The organism is Rhodococcus sp. MT28 (assembly GCF_058792695.1).
On sequence record NZ_JBXAFD010000006.1, the window covers coordinates 462,340 to 477,220 of the forward strand.

The window sequence follows — 14,881 nt, forward strand, 5'->3', positions numbered from 1 at the left end:
TCGTATGTGTATCGGTCATCGTCACGCGTTAACCCGTGGTAGGAAGCGGAATCCGACGTACACTCCGTTTCGGTGCGGCCGTACCGTCGTCCAACCGGCGGCCCCGGGTTGACGGGTGGTCCAGGTCCCCGGGATCTGCGACGGTACGAGAGTGGCTACCGTTGCAGGCTTCTTCGGAGCTGTCTCGTCTTCCTCGGGATTCGGGATTACGTCGCCGATGACGGTGATCACGGCCTCGTCAGCGGACTCTCCACGACGGAACTCGATTGCTATCCCGCCCGAGCTGTACTTTCCCAGAACCGAATCCGGAATCGACTCCACACTCGCGGGGTTCGGGGCGAGGGCTTGCGGAGGTTCGAGTCCGACCAACGCGGCCGCGGCTTCGGTGAAGAGATCACGGTAGAGGCCGTCGGCCTTGCCGCCGCTGGTCAGCAGTGCGATCGCGACATTGTGGCGGGGGAAGATACGCAGATATGCGTGCTGCCCGATGGTGCTGCCGTCGTGCCCGAAAATCTCTTCGCCCGACCAGGTTTCGTGGAACCAGCCCAAGCCCCAACCCGACTTGTCCGGGAACAGTTCGCTGATGTCGATTTCGGGTGTGCGCATCGCGGCGGCCGATTTTTCCGACACGATCCGTACGCCGTCGACGCTCTGTCCTTCGAGAAGACCGAGTTCCGCGAACGTGAGTAGATCTCCGATGCTGGCAGTGATGCAGCCGGCGGGCCCCATCGAGCGGGTGATCGGCCAGACGGGCATCACGACGGAGTTCCCCGTATGACCCGCTGCCACAGAGTATCTCGGTGTATCTCCGGTCAACGTGAGTGTGTGCGCGAGGCCGAGCGGATCGATGATCCGCTCCTTGAGGATGTCGTCCCAGATGCCGCCGCGAAGAACCTCGACGATACGAGCTGCAAGGACGTACGCGGAGTTCGAGTACGCGAAGCCGTCCTCGAGTGGATGAACCTGACGGAAGTCACGCAGGCCCTCGACGTAGCGTTCGACGACGTCGTCGCCGCGACCCTTGTCGATGAACAGGTCACCGTCGATTCCGTTGCGATGGTTCAGAAGTGCACGAACCGTGATGCGGGCAGCTGTTTCCTCGTCCTGCAGTGCGAAGTCGGGCAGGATCGACCGGACGGTTGCGTCCAGGTCGAGCAAGCCCTCGTCGACCAGCTGCATGACCAGCATCGCGGTCCACACCTTGGTGATGGATCCGATCTGGAACAGGGAGTCGGTGGAGACCTCGACCCCGGTGTCTGCATTGATCACGCCGGAAGCAACCGTCGTGCGGGTGATTTCCTTCCCGCTGGAATCGAGTGTGAGAATACCGAATTGAGCACCGGTGACGCCGTAACGCTCACACAGTACGTCCAGCGAACGCTTCCACGCGTCGGCTCCGGCAGACGCGTTGGCCAGGCCGGCCTTGGGTAGCTTCGCGGAGGTGTATCGCTTGACCCACTCGATGAGCCGTGTGCTGTAGTCGATTCGGTGCGAGATCGAGCCGTTGACGAGGAACCCGTGGCTTGCACCGGGATACGCCACCAGACGGGTGGGTACGTGCTGCTGGCGCAGTGCGGCGAACCAGGCCTCGGCTTGACCCAGCGGGCACCGCTCGTCCGACTTTCCGTGCAGGATCAGCGTCGGGGTCACCACGTTCTTCACGGCGGCGAGCGGTGAGGCTGCCAGGAGCCCCGCGGAGTTCTCGGGAACAGTCGTGCCGGTGGCGAGTGACGCGAGGTGCGGACCGAAATCGCAGACTCCGGCCATGGCGTTGAAATCGCAGATCAGCCCGCCGGCAACCGCAGCGGCAAAACGATCCGTCGCGGACGTCAGGTGACACGTACTGTATCCGCCGTAGCTGTACCCGGTGATCGCCAGACGGTCCCCGTCGACAAGTCCCTCGGCGACAAGCGCGTCGATCGGCTCGAGGAAGTCGGCTTGGTCGGAGGTACCCCAGGCGCCGTTGACGGCGTACATGAAGTCTGCGCCGTACCCGTCCGACCCACGTGGATTGAGGGTCAGGATGCGCCAACCCTGGGCGGCGAGAACCTGGTGGGCGGGGTGATAGGTATCTGCAACGCCGGTCCACGCGTTGTGCGGTCCGCCGTGAATGTCGAGCAGAAGGGGTGCGGCACCACTGGTTTCGGGAGCGGACAGCAACCAACCATGCACGGTGCGGCCGTCGGAGATGGTGAACTCGCGTTCCTCGGCGGCAAACAGTGTCACCTCGGGGAGTGCTTCTGCGGTGAATTTCGTCAGCGTGGTGACCGCGCCGCTGTCGAGATCGACGAGTGCGACCTCGCCGAAGGACTGCTGCGTGGTGACGATGACGGAGGCGACGCGGGCGTCACGGGCAACGGAGAGCGCCGAGACGACCTCGTTGGGATTGGCGACGAGGGATCGAGAGGTGCCGGTTTCGATGTCGGCCGCGTACAGATGCGTCCATCCACGATCGCGTAGGCAGAACACGATTTCGTCGCGAGTATTCGACAGTGCCGGTGTGCCGCCGGGGTAACCGGGTGCACCGGGCATCACGTTGCGATCGAGATGAGCTGTGAGGGTGACGTCGACCGGTGTCTCGGTTGGGCCGGGGACGGACAGCCGGATCAGGTCTGCAGTTCCGACACGGACCTCGGGAGTGCCGATGGCGACGACCGAATCTCCCTGCGGATGCCACAGTGTGGAGCCCTGCACTCCGGTGGCATGACCGAGTCGCTGCGGGGGAACCGACAGATCGTCGACGAGGATGCGGTAAGCGCTGAACGTGAGGTTCAGATCGCTGTCCGGTTCGAGATTCGCGGTGAAGGCAAGGGCCGTGCCGTCGGGCGACCAGGACGGAACGTCGGCATTCCAATCACCGTCGGTGAGCCGTCGAACTGCCTTCGTCTCCAGATCGACGGTGTGAAGGTGGCGACGGAAGGTGCCGAGCCAACCGGCACCGTCCACCTTGTATCCGAGTCGGTCGGTGACGATGGGAGCATTCGGATCGGCGGAGTCCGAGCGTGAGACCACAGCGGCGAACGCGATGGCATTTCCGTCCGGGCTCCAGGCTGCTGCACCGGCGCCGAGGGGGAGTGATGCTGATGTGGTGAGAGTTTCGGCCTCGCCACCGGCGAGCGGGATCAGGTGCAGCTGCGCGGAGTCGCCGACCTTACGCAGGAAGGCAATCGAGGTTCCGTCCGGAGAGAACCGAGGGGCAGAATCGGCGGGCCCTGCGGTGAGGCGGTGAGCCTGGGAATCGCGGGACACCGCCCAGAGCGATGTAGTTGCCTTTCCGGCAACAATTTCCGAGCGAACGAAGACGACCACGGTGCCGTCGGGAGAGATTGAGGTCTCAGTGGGTGTGACCACACGGTGGAGGTCGTCGAGAACAAATGGACGGTCAGTCATGTAGATCCTTCGAATCGGAGAAATAGATGCAGACGTAAAGCTTTGTCTTCCGGCTTATTTCAGAACGCGAATGCCAGGGCCGGCCAGGGTGCCGCCAACTGGTGCATACAGGGCCGTTGCGCCGTTGAAGAACATGAAGTTCGGCGACGTGGACACCGGAATGACGTCGGACGAGGTGAACAGTGCTTGTTCCGCTTCCTTCCACACCGAGCAGGATTCCTGCCCGGGCAGAACCGAGGCCTTCGCCGCCAGTTCGGCGTACTTTTGATTGTCGATCGATGCGAAGTTGACACCCGACGGTGGGGTGGGGCCGGCGAAGTACGGAACGAAGATGCTGGGGGTATCGCTCTGGACGGTCAGTCCGATCGAGATCGACCATGACGTAAGGTCTTTCGCTGCGAATGTGTTGGAAATGATGAAGTTGTTGTCACCACCACGAAGCTCCACCTTCGCGCCGAGCTCCTGCCACTGCTTCATCGCGTATTCTGCTGCTGCAGAGGTGGTGTCGCGGTAGTTGGCAAAGATGACCGTCAATTGCAGCGCTTGACCGTCCTTGGTCAGGACACCGTCGGATCCGGGTTTCCAACCGGCGTCCGCAAGAGTCTTTTTCGCAGCGGCCATGTCGAACTTCGGAACTACACCGGTGACGCTGTCGAAGTCACACGCCCGCGGATCGACTACTGCCAGTGCCGTAGCTCGTGAGCCTTTGCCACCGGTGTTGATGTCCGTGTAATCGTCGAGATCGATCGCTTGCACGAGTGCGGTGCGTACGGCTTCGTCCTTGGTGGGGAGAGCCGCATTGTGGTTGAAGATGAACTGTCCGCTCAGGGTGTTGGACGTCATCGACTCGAGGCCTGAAGCTTCCACACGTTCGATATCCGCGCCGGCAACCGGGGCCGCGTTGACCGTTCCGGTGAGGACGAGATTCGCCGTCGTCGCGGCGTCGGTCACGACCTTGATCGTGACCGTCTTGGGCACTCCGAGCGTGTCCGACGTGGTTTCGCCGTTCGGCCCCCAGTTGTATCCGTCGCGGCGTTCGAGCGTGACGTGATCGTTGGCCACTACTTCGGTGATCTTGAACAGTCCGGTTCCGTTGCTGCTGCCTCGAACACTGGCAGGGTCGTCGAGGGCTGCCTGGCACGCCATCTTGAGAGCGCCGATGCGCTCGAGGAGGAAGGGCGCGGGTTCCGTTGTCTTGATCGTGAGCTCGTCACCATCAGCGGTTGCTACCGCAGTTTCGGGTACGGATGCTCCCAACCACGGCGAGCCGTTGGTCGTGTCGACGACCCAGTTGATGTTGTTTGCCGCTGTCTGGGCAGTGAAGGTCGTGCCGTCTTCACACGTGATCCCCTTTTTGAGGGTGAAGTTCAGCGAAGTTCCGTTCTCGCTCCATTTTTCGGCCAGATACGAGCCCGCTGCGCGGGTTTTGGGGTCGATGGCCAACAACGAGTCGTTCGTATAGCTGTTGATCGCCTGCGTGGCAGTCAGATTGGTGATCAGGGGATGAAGGTTGCCGGGATCGGTGTTCACGATCGTGGTGAAACTGCCGTCCTTCGCGTAGTCGCCGGAAGAATTGCCGCCAGGATCAGAGGTGCTTCCGCACGAGGCAACCGTGAGAACGCCGATCGTGACCAGAGCCGCAGTGGGCACTGAGCGAGCTTTCATCTGATGCACCTTTTGATCGAAGGAAGTCGTTGATCAATGTTGCGCGAGGGACGTGGCCCAGGTCTCGTTGAATCGACTCATGCTGAGCGCCTGAATCTGTCGGATCGTCACAATGGGTGGCCGTCGTTTCTTGCCGCACCACGGTTCGACTACCGTCGGAGTGTGCGCTCAGAATCTCGTCGATCAGATATCCAGACGTTCCATGTCATGGATGTATGGAAGGCCGCGACCGAACGTCAGCGGACACATGGTGACGTCCTGACCTTGGCGGCAGGTCAACCGTCGACGCCCGCGCCGGCACCGGTGCTACGTGCGACGCGAGAGATTCTGGGCACCGAACTACTCGGGTATACCGAGACTTTCGGGATCCTGCAGCTACGCGAGGCTATTGCGCGCTACCACAGCGAGCGATCGGGAATCGCCGTCGACGCCGAAGACGTGGTGGTGACGACCGGTTCGTCCGGGGCGTTCACCTTGCTCTTCCTGGCCGCGTTCGACGAGGGCGACACCGTGGTGGTTGCTCGACCCGGATATCCCGCGTACCGCAATACCCTTGCCGCTCTCGGCTGCAACGTCGTCGAACTCGACTGCGGGCCGGCAACTCGATACCAGCCGACAGTGGAAATGCTCGAGGCTTTGCCGTCGCCGCCTGCCGGTCTGATCGTCGCGAGCCCGGCAAATCCCACGGGCACGGTGATCTCGCCCGAGGAGCTCGCTGCATTGGCGACGTGGTGCGAGCAGCACGGAACTCTTCTGATCTCGGACGAGATCTACCACGGCATCGGATACGGCGATCAGCACACGTCGAGCGCCTGGGAGACCTCACGCGAATCCGTCGTGATCGGCTCGGTGTCCAAGTACTTCTCGATGACGGGTTGGCGACTCGGGTGGATGTTGGTGCCGACCTATCTTCGGCGCCCGCTGCAGAGACTCGCGTCGAACATGACCGTGTGTCCGCCCGCGATCTCTCAGTACGCCGCCGTCGAGGCGTTCTCGGACGAGGCGAAGGTCGAGTTGGACGGGCACGTTCAGCGGTACGCCGTCAATCGTGAACTGTTGTTGACCGGGTTGCCGAAACTGGGCATCACCGAGTTGGCTCCCGCCGACGGTGCGTTCTACGTCTACGCGGACATCGGCCATCTGTGTGGCGACGAGGGCGCCACCGCGTGGTGTGCCCGGTTGCTGACAGATACCGGGGTCGCGCTGGCACCTGGAATCGATTTCGACACCGTCCACGGAAACCGGATGGTCAGACTCTCGTTCGCAGGTGCGACAGCCGACATCCAGGAGGCACTGGCCCGCCTCGAGAAGTGGCTCGGGTAACAAACAGCAGGGTCTTCGAGCTGTTTCGCCATGCGGAGGTGCCCTCTGCTGGCACGATGTCGTGGTGTCTTCTGCAGCTACGCCCAAGGGCGAACGACGTCGCCAAGCTCTGGTGGCGTCCGCTGCTGAACTTTTGCTGGAGGGCGGGTTCGACGCCGTTCGTCACCGAGCGGTGGCAACCAGAGCTGACCTTCCACTGGCTTCGACGACCTATTACTTCGACTCACTCGACGATCTGATCGCGTGTGCCGTCGAGCTCAACGGCAACGCCGACATGGAAGCGATGCGCGCCAGAGTGGCTGCGGTGACCCAACGTCGGCGGGGCGCGGAATCAACCGTCGAACTGTTGGTCGAGCTGCTGCTCGGAGACGAAGAGAAGCGGCCGGAGAGCCGCGAGCGTTTGATCTCGCGCTACGAACGATTCGTCGCGTGTGCCCGTCATCCCGCACTTCGTGACGTGCAGTTGCGCCTACGAGCCCAGCTCGACGACCTGTTGACCGATGCGCTTCGACGCTCGGGCCGGTCGGCTCCCGAGGGGCAATTGCGCCGTCTTGTCGCGATGGTCGACGGTGCGATGATCACGGCTCTGGGGGAGTACGACCCGGACCCACGGGGGTTGGCCAGGGGAATGCTCTTGGAATCGATCGACGTGATGGCGCCGCCGGTCTAGCTCGGTCTCTATCGGGGGTAACGGCACTGCTTGGCCCCCGTTAGACTGAGGCCTCGTGAGCCGCATCCCGAATGTCCTTGCCAACCGCTACGCCAGCCCGGAGCTCGTTGCTCTGTGGTCTCCCGAGTACAAGATCGTGCTCGAGCGTCAATTGTGGGTGGCGGTGTTGCGTGCGCAGGCAGAGCTGGGCATCGACATTCCGGCCGACGCCATCGACGACTACGAGCGTGTCATCGACAACGTCGACCTCGAGTCCATCGCGGACCGCGAGCGGGTCACCCGCCACGACGTGAAGGCACGCATCGAGGAATTCAACGCACTTGCCGGGCACGAGCAGGTCCACAAGGGCATGACCAGCCGCGACCTCACCGAGAACGTCGAGCAGCTGCAGATCGTGCGTTCTCTCGAACACGTCTACAACCACGGCATCGCCGTCGCCGCCCGTCTGGGTGAGCGCGCTGCCGAGTACTCGTCCATCGTTATGGCCGGCCGCTCGCACAACGTCGCAGCTCAGGCCACCACCTTGGGCAAGCGTTTCGCTTCGGCCGCCGACGAGCTGCTGGTTGCACTGACGCGTCTGCGCCAGCTGATCGACCGGTACCCGCTGCGCGGGATCAAGGGCCCGATGGGGACCGCTCAGGACATGCTCGACCTCCTCGACGGCGATGCGGCCAAGCTCGAGCAGCTCGAAGCGAAGGTTGCGGAGCACCTCGGATTCGCTCACGTGTTGACCAGCGTCGGCCAGGTGTACCCGCGTTCCCTCGACCACGACGTCATCTCCGCGCTCGTCCAGGTCGGCGCGGGCCCGTCGTCGTTTGCACACACGATCCGCCTGATGGCCGGCCACGAGTTGGTCACCGAAGGCTTCCAGCCCGGCCAGGTCGGCAGCTCGGCGATGCCGCACAAGATGAACACCCGCTCGTGCGAGCGAGTCAACGGACTTCAGGTGATCCTGCGCGGATACGGCTCCATGGCAGCCGAGCTTGCGGGTGCACAGTGGAACGAGGGCGACGTCTTCTGCTCCGTCGTGCGCCGCGTCGCGCTCCCAGACGCGTTCTTTGCGATCGACGGCATGTTCGAGACCTTCCTGACCGTGCTGATCGAGATGGGCGCGTACCCGGCCGTCATCGAGAAGGAACTGACCAGGTATCTGCCGTTCCTCGCCACGACGCGCGTGCTCATGGCCGCCGTCCGCGCCGGCGTCGGACGCGAGACCGCACACGAGGCGATCAAGGAGAATGCTGTCGCAGTTGCGCTGGCGATGCGTGAAGAGGGCAAGGAGCCCGACCTGCTCGATCGTCTTGCCGCCGACGACCGTTTGCCGCTCGACCGCGTTGCACTCGACGAGGCCCTGGCCGACAAGGCTGCTTTTGTCGGTGCTGCTTCGGCTCAGGTCGATGCCGTTGTCGCCGAGGTGCAGAAACTTGTTGACGCCAACCCCGAAGCTGCGGCGTACGCGCCGTCGCCGATTCTGTAAGGGCTACGCCCCGTGCGCCTTTTCGGTGGTCACCACTACCGAAAAGGCGCACAGGGGTCGAAGACCATGAACTGCATCTTCTGTTCCATCATCGCCGGTGAGGCCGAGGCCAGTGTCGTCTACGACGATGCGAACGTTCTTGCCTTCATGGATATTCGGCCGTTCACATCCGGCCATCTCCTGGTCGTGCCGAAGCGCCATGCCAGTGGATTGTCCACGCTCGATCCCGACGACGGTGCCAGGATCTTCGCCGTCGCGCAGAAGATCGCCGCGGCGATGCGTACCGGATCTCTCCCCGTCGACGGAGTGAATCTGCACCTCTCCGACGGAGCTGTTGCGGGGCAGGAAGTCTTCCATGTTCATCTGCATGTCATTCCGCGAAATCGCGGCGACGGCTTCGGCCTGCGCGCCCTACCTCGTACGCCCAATCGGACAATCCTCGACAGCACGGCTGCCGTCATTCGAGGCGCACTGAACTAGAGGTTCACCCGGTGTGGGTGATTCGCGCCGAGGTTTCTCCCAGCACCATCTGGGTATGGCCGACATCGAACTGACGTATTCCTCCGGACTTGTCCCGAGGGACGGAGAGCTTCCCGCTCGCGAAACCATCGCAACGGTCTTCGACGAGCTCGACTTCCAAACAGCAGTGCAGGCGTACTTGTGGGCCATACCCATCGTGTCCTGGGCTCAGTGGATGGACGTGCATACCAACATCTTCGGAGCAACTGCCTCCGATATCGTCGTCTACCGCTCATATCGTGACCGACTAGGCCTGATCACCGCCAACGCGACGACTCCGTACATCTTGAACTTTTTCGATCTCGGTGCAACGGGGCCGTTGGTGATCGAATTGCCGCCAGGGCCGACCGCCGGGGGCATCGCAGATTTCTGGCAACGAGAATTCGCGGTGCTCGGTGAGATGGGCCCCGATGCAGGCAAGGGTGGCAAGACCCTGGTAGTCGGCCCAGGCCAGAGTGCCGAGGACACAGGCGATTACACCGTTGTCCACTCCCCGATGATGCACATCATGTTCGGCTTCCGCACGCTCGATCCCGACCCGGCGCGCTCGGACGCGTTGGTCGACGCCGTCCGGGTGTACCCGTACTCCGATCGTGAGAATCCGACTCCGACGCGTCTGGTCTCACCGGACGGCAAGCCCTGGAGCGGAATTCAGCCGCGAGACCTTCGATACTGGGAACTCCTTCACGACATCGTGCAGGACGAACCTGTCGAAGAGCGCGACCGCTTCCCGATGGCGTGGCTTCGGCAGCTGGGGATTGAGAAGGGCAAGCCCTTCGCCCCGGATGATCGAGTGAGAAAGATCTTGCAACGGGCCGTCGAAGTGGGGGAGGTGTTCGCCCAGGCGAATGCGTTCGTCAAACGCTTCCCCGGTTCGCGCTACTGGCCGGATCGCCAGTGGGACTTGGCGATTGTCCTGGACAACTCAGCTCAGCGAGGGGACAACTACGACGAGTTCTACGAACGCGCGTCGTGGTTCTACGAGGCGGTCACCTTCTCCGAGGCGATGAAGAGTACGACGCCCGGACTCGGGCAGGCATATCTGGGTAGCTACGCCGACGCCGAGGGGCACTGGTTGGACGGAGGAAAGAGTTACACACTCCACGTACCCGCCGATGTCCCGGCAAAGTTGTTCTGGTCCGCGACGGTCTACTCGGTCGACACACGCTGCCTTGTCGACAACCAGCAGGGCCGAGGCGACCGTGGCTCGCGAGATCCCGATCTTGTTGTCAACGAGGACGGTTCGGTGGATCTCTACTACGGACCTACAGCTCCGGTAGGGAAGGAACCCAATTGGGTTCAGACCATTGCGGGTCAGCACTGGTTCTCGTACTTCCGCTTCTACGGACCGCTCGAACCGTATTTCGATCGGACTTGGAAGCTTGGTGACATCGAGCCGGCCTAGAGCGTGGTCTGTCTCACGGACTGCCGATCAGTTCGACAACGGAGTCCAGAAGGACACTGCGCCAGCACAACCAGTCGTGGCCGCCGTCGAAGATCCGACACGATACTTGCGCTCCTGCGGCCTTCAGTGCCTGTGCGACCGCTGCGCTGTGCCCGACCATGTCGGACTCGTGCTTACCTACTTCGAGGACAACGCGTAAACCGTCCGGTACGCCGTCGCGCTCGATCCGTGCGGCTATGTCTCCACCCGGCGGGCCGTCTTCCCCGCGCTTCAATCCGGTTGGCCACCAGAACGAACCGGACCCGCTGGCGACCAGCGCGAAGTGTTCGGGGAATTCGAGTGCTGCGAACATCGAAGCCAGGCCGCCGAAGCTCTGCCCCGAGACCACCGTTCGCGTTCGATCAGACGAGAAGGGTGTGACGGCGCGCACCTGCGGAAGCAGTTCGTCGACGACTGCACTCCAGTAGTCGCGGTTGCACGGCAATTCCTGCGAACGGCGTTGATTGTCAACGGAATCGATGGCCAGCAGAACGCAGGATTTCAGTTTGCCGGTCTGGACCGCACGATCGAACGCGGCGCCTGCCGGCATGACCTCGGCCCAGTGACGCCCGTCGAGAAGTATCACGAGCGGCCGTTCTTCGAGCGGTGTCAATCCGTCGTCCACGGTCTCGTAGATCCACACCGGCCGCTCGACGTCCAAAGTCGAACTAGCCCAGGTGAGCTGTATCGACTTCCTGAAAACTGGAGCATCCCAACCGAACTGGACCGGCGCCGAGGGCATCTCGGCGACGGAACGCCTTGTGTCCACACCTGCGGAAAGCGGATTGAGTGGGTCGGCAATTCGGTGCTCGAGCAACCCCAACCAGCGGGTGCGGCGGGTCGAGTCTTCCTTGCCTGCTCCCGGATAGTCGAACTCGTCGACTACGGACTTCGGTACCGGGATGATGCTGTAACTGCTACGCCAGGTGTTCGAGACTTCGGCGGTGTAGAACCACACCGGACTGTCGCCGAGTCGCTGCATCACGCTGAGTTGTTCTGCGTGATGGTCGGTCAGCGAATTTGCATCCAGGTAAACGCGCTCGACCTCGGTCTCCTCGGGCTGACGCCAGAGGAACGTAACTCGAACAGTCTGTGTATCAATGCTTTCGATGATCGGCGTTCCTTGTTGCACTATCCGATTCCAGGACGTCTCGATGTCGGGCGAGGCTGCGAGGGTAGCGGACAATTCGGTCACCGCCTGAGTTAGCATGAGCACAGCCTAACCTAATTTGATGGGCTTTTGAATTCGAGGAGTGGTCCGCCAGTGGGCGTCACAATGAAAAAATCACGCACCCTGAAGGTGCTCTCCGCAGTCTTGGTGGCAGGGTTCGCCCTCGTCGGTTGTAGTTCTGCGGATGCCGATTCCGATGCTGACTCAGCTGCATCGCAGGGTAATTGGCCGCGTACCGTGGAAACGCCGAAGGGGCCGGTGGAGATCACGTCGAAGCCGGAGAGGATCGTCTCGACCAGTGTGACGCTGACGGGCACGCTGTTGTCGATCGACGCTCCGGTGGTGGCTACCGCATCGACGGGACCGAACACCGACGTCTCGGATGCGCAGGGGTTGTTCACACAGTGGGGCGACATAGCAGAAGAACGCGGACTTGCAGTGTTGCCGATGGGCGGTGCGAACGCGGAATCCGTTCTGGCGCAGAACCCGGACCTGATCGTCGTCTCGGCAACTGGAGGTGACTCCGTCGTCGATCTGTACGAACAGTTCACGGCCATCGCGCCGACAATCGTGGTGGACTACGGCGGAAGTAGTTGGCAGGAAGTCGCCGCTGTGCTGGGTAAGGCGACAGGTCTCGAAGACAACGCGGCGGCCACGGTCGCGAAGTTCGACAGCGCAGTAGAGGCCGCGAAGGCCAAGATCACACTTCCCCCGCAGCCGACCACTGCGCTGGTCTATTACGAGGACGGCAGCGGTGCCAACATCTGGACGCACGAGTCGGGGCAGGCGAAGTTGCTCACGGCGATGGGTTTCACGGTCGCCGACATTCCCGAGTCCGCGAAGAGCAGTGAATCCATGGGTAAGCGCAAGGACATCATTCAGGTCTCGGCGGAGAACCTCTACGACGGTATCGCGGGCAACACCCTGATCTTGGTCAGTGCCGACGACGGTGCGGTGAAGGCGGTCGAGGCACTTCCACTGTTGGCCCAGCATCCGGCAATTCGTGATCTCCACGTCTATGCCGTGGGTCTGGACACCTTCCGTCTCGACTACTACAGCGCAACCAACATGGTGAACCGGTTGGTCGAGCAGTTCAGCTGAGCCATAAGTACTAGGCCTTTCACCTTCAACTAGTGCTTTGGTAGGAGTCGGGAATCGAACATTCCCTTCACGTTCGCCGAATGTGGGACCAAGTGGTGCGCGCATGCCACCATGAACGTCAATCATCGGATGCGGAATGGGGAGTGGATGTTCGACTCGGCTGGTCAGAATGCCCCGGGGCAAGCCCTGGCATCGCGAGGGTGGGGACGTTTCAACCTGAACAACCCGGCCACGGCGGCCGTGATCGTCGGCCTGCTGAGTGTGCCGTGGGTGTTCGGTCTCGCCAGTCTCAAGACTGAACCCGAGACGAGCAATCGAGTGCTGAGCGATCCGGGAACCGTCGTCGGCATCATGGGTTTCCTGACGGTGTTGACCGTTGTGGCGTGTGCGCGCCGGCGGTACCCGATCGCGTACTACCTCCTGACGTTGGCAGGATCCGGCGGATTGATGCTCTTCCTCGGCAGTCGATCGCTGGGGGCCACGCCGCTTTTCTGGTTCGCGATCATGGCAGTGTCCATCCGAGTGACAGGCATGCGCCTGGTCGGACTGCTGGTCCTCGGAATGGCGATGGACGTGATCTTGGCGATGTATCTCACCGAACGGGACGGGCTGACGGTCGCCGAGGTTCAGGTGGGGGAGTTGCCTCACTTGTTCCTCGAACCGGCGGCAAACACCGTCACGAGTTTTCTGGTCGTCGCAGCCATGGGAAAGATCGTCGCGCGCCTGCGAAAACAAGCAGTGGAGAACAGTCAGGCAGTAGCGGATCTGCACCGGGACCGCGAACGCAAGATTGCGAATGCCGTTGTCGCCGAACGGCAGGACATGGCACGTGAACTGCACGATGTCGCTGCCCACCACATGACCGGCATGATCATCCAGGCTCGTGCCGCCGACAAGTTCTTCTCGAGCAATCCCGAACAAGCACAAGCCCTTCTGGGGGGCGTCATCGAGCAGGGTCAGCGGGCCCTCAACAGCTTGCGGCAGATCGTGGGGATACTTCGCCTGGGTGAGGAAGACCCCGATTTCCCGACGCCCATGGTCTCCGACATCGACGAGTTGGTGGACGACTGCAAGCGCACCATCTCGTCGATCTCGTTGGAGAAGGTCGGCCGCTTCGACGACCTGGACAGCGGAGTCCAGTTGACGTGTTACCGCATCGTGCAGGAGGCGTTGTCGAACGTCCTTCGCCATGCGCCGGGTAGCGAGTCCAAGGTGTGTCTGAGTCGAGAAGCCGGTGCGGTGAGGGTACGGGTGGTCAATACTCTCGGGAATGCTCGCCCGGCCTCCGACGGGCAAAACCTCGGAATTGTGGGAATGCGCGAACGCGCGACGCTCATGGGTGGTCAACTGGACGCCGGACCGAATTCGGAAGGTGAGTGGGCTGTGCAGGCACTGGTGCCGGTGAACGGGAGGATCAACGCATGATCGATGTCCTTATTGCAGACGACCAGCAGGTGGTACGGCAGGGGTTCGAGCTGTTTCTCTCCGGTCACCCCGAGATTCGCGTCGTCGGGCATGCCAGAACGGGAGTCGAGGCGTACGAGCAGGTGCGTGCACTGCGTCCGGACGTCGTGCTGATGGATATCCGAATGCCGCATGGCGACGGGTTGACTGCGACCCGGGAGGTCCTTGCCGAGTTTCCCGGGACCCGCGTCATCGTGATCACCACGTTCGATCTCGACGAGTACGTTTTCGAGGCGCTCGACAGCGGTGCCGCAGGGTTCTTGCTCAAAGACGCCGATCCCGAAGAGCTCTCGTCGGCAGTGTTGACCGTGGCCGAAGGTGGTTCGGTGCTCTCGCCGAGATTGACGTCGAGACTGATCGTGGAGTTCGCGAGGCGCAAGCCGGCACCGATGTCCACGGCGCGCTCCGGATCGGATCACGGTCTCAGTGCGCGTGAGATGGATGTGGTGCAGTTGCTGTCACAAGGCTTGGGAAACAACGACATCGCAGATTCCCTCAGCCTCGAACAGAGCACGGTGAAGTCGCACATCAGCAACATCTGCAAGAAGCTGCAGGTGCGTACCCGTGTGCAGATCGTCATCTGGGCGTACCGAAACAACGTGATCGCCGTATCGCGCTGACGCACGGGACGCTGCGGCGCATCCGCCGCGGCACGGG

Annotated in this window: 11 protein-coding genes; 8 read left to right on the forward strand and 3 right to left on the reverse strand. The window is 62.3% G+C overall.

Annotated elements, in window-relative coordinates; genetic code table 11:
• Positions 1-21 precede the first annotated feature (21 nt).
• Positions 22-3,390: a serine hydrolase gene (locus AC1Q6C_RS24615; RefSeq protein ID WP_270008390.1), complete on the reverse strand. Its 3,369-nt coding sequence runs from the start codon at positions 3,388-3,390 to the stop codon at positions 22-24.
• Positions 3,391-3,444: 54 nt separating this feature from the next.
• Positions 3,445-5,055, reverse strand: coding sequence for an ABC transporter substrate-binding protein (locus AC1Q6C_RS24620; protein ID WP_042452661.1), 1,611 nt, complete (start codon positions 5,053-5,055; stop codon positions 3,445-3,447).
• 162 nt (positions 5,056-5,217) lie between these two features.
• On the opposite strand from AC1Q6C_RS24620, the gene AC1Q6C_RS24625 reads away from it, so the two are divergent.
• The 5 genes from AC1Q6C_RS24625 (at position 5,218) to AC1Q6C_RS24645 (ending at position 10,449) form a co-directional block, all read left to right on the forward strand.
• Positions 5,218-6,378: a pyridoxal phosphate-dependent aminotransferase gene (locus AC1Q6C_RS24625; protein ID WP_037132442.1), complete on the forward strand. Its 1,161-nt coding sequence runs from the start codon at positions 5,218-5,220 to the stop codon at positions 6,376-6,378.
• Positions 6,379-6,442: 64 nt separating this feature from the next.
• Positions 6,443-7,048, forward strand: a complete 606-nt coding sequence (locus AC1Q6C_RS24630; RefSeq protein ID WP_003945736.1) for a TetR/AcrR family transcriptional regulator — start codon at positions 6,443-6,445, stop codon at positions 7,046-7,048.
• Positions 7,049-7,103: 55 nt separating this feature from the next.
• Positions 7,104-8,525, forward strand: coding sequence for an adenylosuccinate lyase (gene purB / locus AC1Q6C_RS24635; protein WP_003945775.1), 1,422 nt, complete (start codon positions 7,104-7,106; stop codon positions 8,523-8,525).
• A 66-nt stretch (positions 8,526-8,591) separates the two neighbouring features.
• Complete coding sequence (locus AC1Q6C_RS24640) at positions 8,592-9,005, forward strand: HIT family protein (RefSeq protein WP_065456106.1); 414 nt, start codon at positions 8,592-8,594, stop codon at positions 9,003-9,005.
• A 55-nt stretch (positions 9,006-9,060) separates the two neighbouring features.
• Positions 9,061-10,449 (forward strand): DUF1254 domain-containing protein, encoded by a 1,389-nt coding sequence (locus AC1Q6C_RS24645; protein WP_116058209.1) that lies wholly within the window; start codon positions 9,061-9,063, stop codon positions 10,447-10,449.
• Between the two features lie 13 nt (positions 10,450-10,462).
• Here AC1Q6C_RS24645 and fes read toward each other — a convergent pair whose 3' ends face one another.
• Positions 10,463-11,698 carry an enterochelin esterase gene (gene fes / locus AC1Q6C_RS24650; protein WP_070162186.1) on the reverse strand — a complete coding sequence of 412 codons (1,236 nt, stop codon included), beginning with the start codon at positions 11,696-11,698 and terminating at the stop codon, positions 10,463-10,465.
• 66 nt (positions 11,699-11,764) lie between these two features.
• Between fes and fepB the strand changes: the two genes are divergently transcribed.
• From fepB to AC1Q6C_RS24665, 3 genes are all read left to right on the forward strand, one after another.
• On the forward strand, positions 11,765-12,760 hold the full coding sequence (gene fepB / locus AC1Q6C_RS24655) for a Fe2+-enterobactin ABC transporter substrate-binding protein (protein WP_270008391.1): 996 nt from the start codon (positions 11,765-11,767) through the stop codon (positions 12,758-12,760).
• A 111-nt stretch (positions 12,761-12,871) separates the two neighbouring features.
• Positions 12,872-14,185 carry a sensor histidine kinase gene (locus AC1Q6C_RS24660; RefSeq protein ID WP_003945842.1) on the forward strand — a complete coding sequence of 438 codons (1,314 nt, stop codon included), beginning with the start codon at positions 12,872-12,874 and terminating at the stop codon, positions 14,183-14,185.
• Positions 14,182-14,844 (forward strand): response regulator transcription factor, encoded by a 663-nt coding sequence (locus tag AC1Q6C_RS24665; protein ID WP_270008392.1) that lies wholly within the window; start codon positions 14,182-14,184, stop codon positions 14,842-14,844. The genes AC1Q6C_RS24660 and AC1Q6C_RS24665 overlap by 4 nt, the downstream gene beginning before the upstream one ends.
• Positions 14,845-14,881: the final 37 nt, after the last annotated feature.

Coding starts and splice junctions, on each gene's coding strand:
- AC1Q6C_RS24615 (WP_270008390.1), bottom strand. CDS start 3,390: ATGACTGACCGTCCATTTGTTCTCGACGACCTCCACCGTGTGGTCACA.
- AC1Q6C_RS24620 (WP_042452661.1), bottom strand. CDS start 5,055: ATGAAAGCTCGCTCAGTGCCCACTGCGGCTCTGGTCACGATCGGCGTT.
- AC1Q6C_RS24640 (WP_065456106.1), top strand. CDS start 8,592: ATGAACTGCATCTTCTGTTCCATCATCGCCGGTGAGGCCGAGGCCAGT.
- AC1Q6C_RS24645 (WP_116058209.1), top strand. CDS start 9,061: ATGGCCGACATCGAACTGACGTATTCCTCCGGACTTGTCCCGAGGGAC.
- fes (WP_070162186.1), bottom strand. CDS start 11,698: ATGCTAACTCAGGCGGTGACCGAATTGTCCGCTACCCTCGCAGCCTCG.
- fepB (WP_270008391.1), top strand. CDS start 11,765: ATGAAAAAATCACGCACCCTGAAGGTGCTCTCCGCAGTCTTGGTGGCA.
- AC1Q6C_RS24660 (WP_003945842.1), top strand. CDS start 12,872: ATGAACGTCAATCATCGGATGCGGAATGGGGAGTGGATGTTCGACTCG.
- AC1Q6C_RS24665 (WP_270008392.1), top strand. CDS start 14,182: ATGATCGATGTCCTTATTGCAGACGACCAGCAGGTGGTACGGCAGGGG.